Here is a 5,274-nt window from a genome sequence, read left to right on the forward strand (position 1 = left end):
AGGCGGACGTAGCTGAACAGGTTCTCCGACCGATCTCCGCGCCCGCGCATCGCCTGATCCCACCCCTGCCTCTAACAGAGTGAATCATCTCCGCCACAAGCCTGCCAGCGACTTCTGCAGCAGCCTGTTAAATTGCTCGTCGAACAACCGAGCCCACGGTCATCCAAGGGTCGTCGAACATAGCGGCTAAGCTTGCCTCCTCCGCTCAGCAACTGGTCCATGGTCCAACTGCTTTTGCCGCCGAGACGAAGCAGCGCTTCGAGGCCAACTTATAGCGCAGCTGAACTCAGGCGGACTTTACACGGACACGAATTCATCATGGGTCGGGAACGGCGCGCAGCCCCCCGATGTTCGAAACAGGATTCCCTTTTCGACTCGATACGTCGAACCCCGCGTCCGCTGCGCTCTACCCTGCCGCGGTCCGCTTCAGTTCCCTGATCACCGGGAGGAAAATCCTGACCTACCTTCGATACGCGCCCGACATTGAGCGGCCCGCGCCGGACGAGCAGAAGACGATTGACGGAATCATCCAAGGCATGACGCAGCAATCGGAGACGGTCGAGGCACGCGAGCACCATGCCGTGCGTGCCAGCCATGCCAAAAGCTCGGCCTGCGTGACGGGCGAGTTGACGATTTCCGCCGGCCTGCCACCCGAACTGGCGCAGGGGTTGTTCGCCACGCCCGGCACCCACCCTGTGGCGGTTCGTTTCGCTCAAGGACCAGGCGAGACCTTGGGTGACCGGGTGTCGACCCACCGCGGCATGTCCATCAAGGTTTTTGACGTTCCGGGAAAGAAGCTACCCGGCCATTCCGTCGACACCCAGGATTTCGTGCTGGCGACCGGGACCACCTTCCCGTCCGGCACGGCGGCGGGCTTCCTGCGCGACGGCACGGTCATCGGCAAGTCGACCGGCCTGCCGGAGGGGGTGAAGAGCGCGGTGTCGTCGACCATGCGCAACATCAACAAGGCGCTCCATGCCTTCGGCACCGAGAGCGCGTTCGCCGACTTCTTCGGGCACCCCTACAGCCATCCGCTTGCCGACAGCTACTTCAGCCAAGCGCCGGTACGCTTCGGCGATTACGTGGCCAAGCTCGGGGCCGTGCCCGCGACCGAGGCGCAGCGCGCGCTGTCCGAGTGGCGGTTGGACCCGAACCAAGACGAGGACGGTTTCCGGCACGCCACGGTCGCCTTCCTCAGGGACATCGAGGTGGTGTTCGAATTGAAGGCGCAGCTCTGGGCCGATGCCGAGCGGCAGCCCATCGAGGACGCCTCGGTCGACTGGCCGGTCTCGGTCAGCCCCTACCGGACGGTGGCGACGCTCCGCCTGCCGCGCCAGGACGCCTACTCGCCGGACCGGGTGCGCTACTTCGACGAGGTCATGACCTTCCGCCCGGCGCACAGCCTCGCGGCGCATCGACCGCTCGGTTCGGTGATGCGGGCGCGGCTACAGGTCTACCGCGCGCTGAGCGATTTCCGCCACCGCGAGAACGGCGTGGCGGCCGAAGACACCGCCGGCATCGACCGCATCCCGGCGTGAGGAACGGCGCAAGCCGCGCCTCTGATGAAGCCCAACACCCAGAAGGATGATGAGATGAGCTTACAGGGCAAGAAGATCGCGATCCTGATCGCACCGCGCGGCACCGAGGAGCCCGAGTTCGCCAAGCCCCATGAGGCGGTGAAGCAGGCCGGGGCGACCGTGACGGTCATCGGTTTGGAGGCCGGCGAGGCCGAGACGGTCAACAACGACCTCGATCCCGCCGGCCGCTACAAGGTGGACAGAACCATCGATGAGGCGTCGGCCACGGACTACGACGGGCTCGTCATCCCCGGCGGATGCGTCGGCGCCGACAAGCTCCGGGCGAGCAAGGATGTCGTGGCGTTCGTCCGGGACTTCTTCGCCGCGGGCAAGCCGGTCGGGGTCATCTGCCACGGGCCGTGGACCCTGATCGAGGCCGACGTCGTGAAGGGACGGACGCTGACCTCCTACCCCACCGTACGGCGGGACATCGAGAACGCCGGTGGCACCTGGGTCGACGAGGAGGTCGTCTGCGACAAGGGGCTTGTCACCAGCCGCACGCCCAAGGACCTGCCGGCCTTCTGCGCCAAGATCGTCGAGGAGTTCGCGGAGGGCCGCCATCCCGATCAGGCTCGGAGCGCCTGAGGAGTCGGGAAGCCGACGATCAGCTCTTGAGAGCCTGGGGCGGCCCATAAGTCGCCCCGGGGCATGTCTTGGAGACGTCCCGCGGCCGGGACGCCTTGGCGGATGTCTCCATCAACCCTTGATGGCGCCGATCTGCTTCAGGATGCCGAGCTCGTCGGACGAGCCCCACCTTTCGACCATCTTGCCGTCGACGAAGCGACCGATCTGCATGCCGCGGACCTTGACGGCCTTCCCGGTCGGCTTGTGGCCGTTGAAGTCTCCCTGGTGCGTGCCGGTGAGCGTGTAGGCGAAGGCGACGCTGTCACCGTCCGCGACGAGCTTCTTCACCTCGACCTGCATGTCGGGGAACGCGGTGCGGAGTTCGGTGAAGAAGGCCTGGTATCCCTCGGGACCCATGTGCTGGCCCGGCGCCGGGTCGTGGTCGTGGCAGTCCGGTGCGACGACCTCGGGGAAGGCGTCGAAATGGCCGCTGTTGACGAGTTCGCCGAATTTCTCGGTCGCCTGGATGCTGGTCTCGCGGGACATGATGTTCCTTGGGGCTCGGGGCTGGCGAAGGCGCGCCCAGCGCCTCGACGCACGGGAAACTCCCGCCACCGTGGGACGTTGCGGCGCCATGCACGACAGGATCGGGATGACCGCCAGGCATGACGTCGTCCATGAGGGTGGCGGTAGCCGACATGCCAGGCCGTCCGTCCCTAGGTGACGTTCACTCGCACCCGATGCCAGCAGGCGCATAGGTAGCCCTTATGGTTCCAGGTCTCGTCCGGCAGTGCCGGCTGCGTCTGGCCCGCTTCGTCCCAGGCGCGCACGGCGAGCTCATGCTCGCCCGGAGGCAGGTCGAGGCTCGTGCTCCAGAACGTCCAGGCGAACGGAGCCGCCGCCTCGCGTTCGAGCTCGGCCTGCACCCAGGATCGGCCCCCGTTCCCGGAGATGTCGACGCGTACGACGGCCCGATCCCCGCTCACCGCGTAGCCGCGGATCCTGTTGCTCCCCGATTTGAGCGCGGCCCCAGACCCGGGCTCGCAGATCGCGGCGTTCAACGGCATCGTATCGATGGTGTGGCCATTGGCCGGATCAGCAGTCTCGGCGGTCACGTCGGCCGGGTACAGCTTGTAGTCGCCGGCCTGGATCGGGTTGTCAGATGGATGGTCCTGGACGGTCAAACGCCGGAGCCACTTGGGGCTGCGCACGCCGGCGAAGCCCGGCACCACCGCGCGTACCGGAAAGCCGTGCTCCGGGAGCAAGGCTTCGCCGTTCATGGCGTAGGCCAGCAAGGTCTCGGTCGCCATCGCCTTCGCGAGCGGGATCGAGGCGCCGTAGGGATGGCCTTCCACCATGTCGTGGCTCTCGAAGGCGACATGGAGACCCACGCGCTCGTCTACCCCCGCATCGCGTAGGACGTCGCCGAGCCGCACCCCGGTCCATTCGGCGGTGCCGATGGCTCCGGCGTCCCACGGGTCGCCCGACACCGGGGCGACCATCCGCATGTCGGCGCGGCGATTGCCGGCGCACTGCATCGTGGCCGTGACCATGGCTACCGGATAGCGGGTCCGTAGATCGGATAGCGACAACTCAAGCGTGGTGCCGGTCCCGCCATCGACGGTGAGGCGCCAGGTTGCCGCGTCGAGGTCCGGTAGGTTGCCGTGCGAGCGGACGTAGAAGTCCTCCGCCGGTGTTCGGTAGGAGGCCCGCAATCGGTCGAGGGGCGGTTCGGCGTTGTAGGGCTGGTCGCCGTGGACGATCAGACGTGCCTTGCGCTTGGTCATGCTCGACATCGGCGCTCCTGCGTAGGTGGGCTCACGGCAGTGAACGCGCTGGGGGCCGTAAGGGTCATTCGGCGGCCCAGGGAACCGCCCTAGACGCGATCCTTACCCCGGCTTCGACGGTGAGAATTCGAACGTGGGCCGCAATCGTCGATGCACGTGGACGGGCGGTACGGCCCCCCCTGGAGGAGGCAGACTTCTCAGGCAGGGGGAACAGCCTCCGTTTGGAACGGTTGTTAACTCAGGTTTGGGACTCAGTCGGGGTCCGAAATCGACCGAATATCAGTCGCGGTGCCGCTACTCCCGACGCCCCATTATCGGCCGCCGCATCACCCGGTCGACCTAGAGCGGCATCCGACCGGGCTGAATCACCGGGGTTTACCGGTCGGGGTTTGATGTGATTCCCTGCGTGGCTTTCGCAGGAGAGCCGCATGCCATCTGCCCTATCCGTCGATCTGCGCGCGCGTGTCGTGGCCGCCGTCGAGGAAGGCGCGTCGCGCCGTCAGGCGGCCAAGCGGTTCGGCGTGAGCCCGACCAGCGCGATCCGCTGGTACGAGAGCTTCGCGCAAGAGGGGCGGATCGCCCCCAAACCGATGGGCGGGGATCAGCGCTCGCAGAGGATCGAAGCGCAGGCCGACCTGATCGTTTCGACCTACGAGGCCAAGCCCGAGATCTTCCTGCCGGAACTGCAGGAGAAGCTGGGGGAGCGTGGCCTGCGGGTCGGGGTGAGCAGCCTGTCCCGCTTCTTCAAGCGTCACGGCATCACGCGAAAAAAAACACCGGCCACGCGACCGAGCAGGATCGGGAGGACGTGAAGGCCGCCCGCGCGGCGTGGTTCGAGGGGCAACTCGACCTCGACCCGGACGCTCTCGTGTTCCTGGATGAGACCGCGGCCAACACCAGTATGGTCCGCCGCTACGGACGCGCCCCGCGCGGCGAGCGTTGCCGGGTCGCCGCACCGTTCGGACATTGGAAGACCACCACCGTCACGGCCGCCCTGCGCACCAGCGGCCTGATCGCGACCGCGCTCCTCGATGGGGCCACGAACGGCGAACGCTTCCGTGCCTACGTCGTCGAAACGCTGGCCCCGGCGCTTCGGCAGGGCGACACCGTCATCCTCGACAACCTCCCGGCCCACAAGGTCAAAGGCGTGCGCGAGGCCGTGGAGGCCGCCGGTGCACGGCTGCTCTACCTGCCGCCCTACAGCCCCGACCTCAACCCGTGTATGGATGGCTCCTGCGGGTCAAGGATGTCGGATCGGTTCGGGTGAACTGGTCGGTTGCGGCCATGTATACGGCGTCTGATCTGCAGCGGGATCGCTGCGCGCCCTGATGAAGTCCGCTTGGAGA

Annotated in this window: 4 protein-coding genes and 1 pseudogene; 3 read left to right on the forward strand and 2 right to left on the reverse strand. The window is 66.9% G+C overall.

The window, feature by feature from the left end; genetic code table 11:
• The first annotated feature begins 455 nt into the window (after nt 1-455).
• Complete coding sequence (locus FV226_RS26625; RefSeq protein ID WP_147765291.1) at nt 456-1,538, forward strand: catalase family protein; 1,083 nt, start codon at nt 456-458, stop codon at nt 1,536-1,538.
• Between the two features lie 54 nt (nt 1,539-1,592).
• Nucleotides 1,593-2,162 carry a type 1 glutamine amidotransferase domain-containing protein gene (locus tag FV226_RS26630; RefSeq protein WP_147765288.1) on the forward strand — a complete coding sequence of 190 codons (570 nt, stop codon included), beginning with the start codon at nt 1,593-1,595 and terminating at the stop codon, nt 2,160-2,162.
• 111 nt (nt 2,163-2,273) lie between these two features.
• Here the strand turns inward: FV226_RS26630 and FV226_RS26635 are convergent, their stop codons facing one another.
• Nucleotides 2,274-2,687 carry an ester cyclase gene (locus tag FV226_RS26635; protein WP_147765289.1) on the reverse strand — a complete coding sequence of 138 codons (414 nt, stop codon included), beginning with the start codon at nt 2,685-2,687 and terminating at the stop codon, nt 2,274-2,276.
• 170 nt (nt 2,688-2,857) lie between these two features.
• Entirely contained in the window at nt 2,858-3,937 is a 1,080-nt protein-coding gene (locus FV226_RS26640) for a molybdopterin-dependent oxidoreductase (protein WP_147765290.1), read from the reverse strand.
• Nucleotides 3,938-4,356: 419 nt separating this feature from the next.
• Here FV226_RS26640 and FV226_RS26645 point away from each other — a divergent pair.
• Nucleotides 4,357-5,147: pseudogene (locus tag FV226_RS26645) on the forward strand (IS630 family transposase); the annotation flags it as partial.
• Nucleotides 5,148-5,274 lie beyond the last annotated feature (127 nt).

This window comes from Methylobacterium sp. WL12 (assembly GCF_008039475.1).
In the GTDB taxonomy this organism is placed as follows: domain Bacteria; phylum Pseudomonadota; class Alphaproteobacteria; order Rhizobiales; family Beijerinckiaceae; genus Methylobacterium; species Methylobacterium cerastii.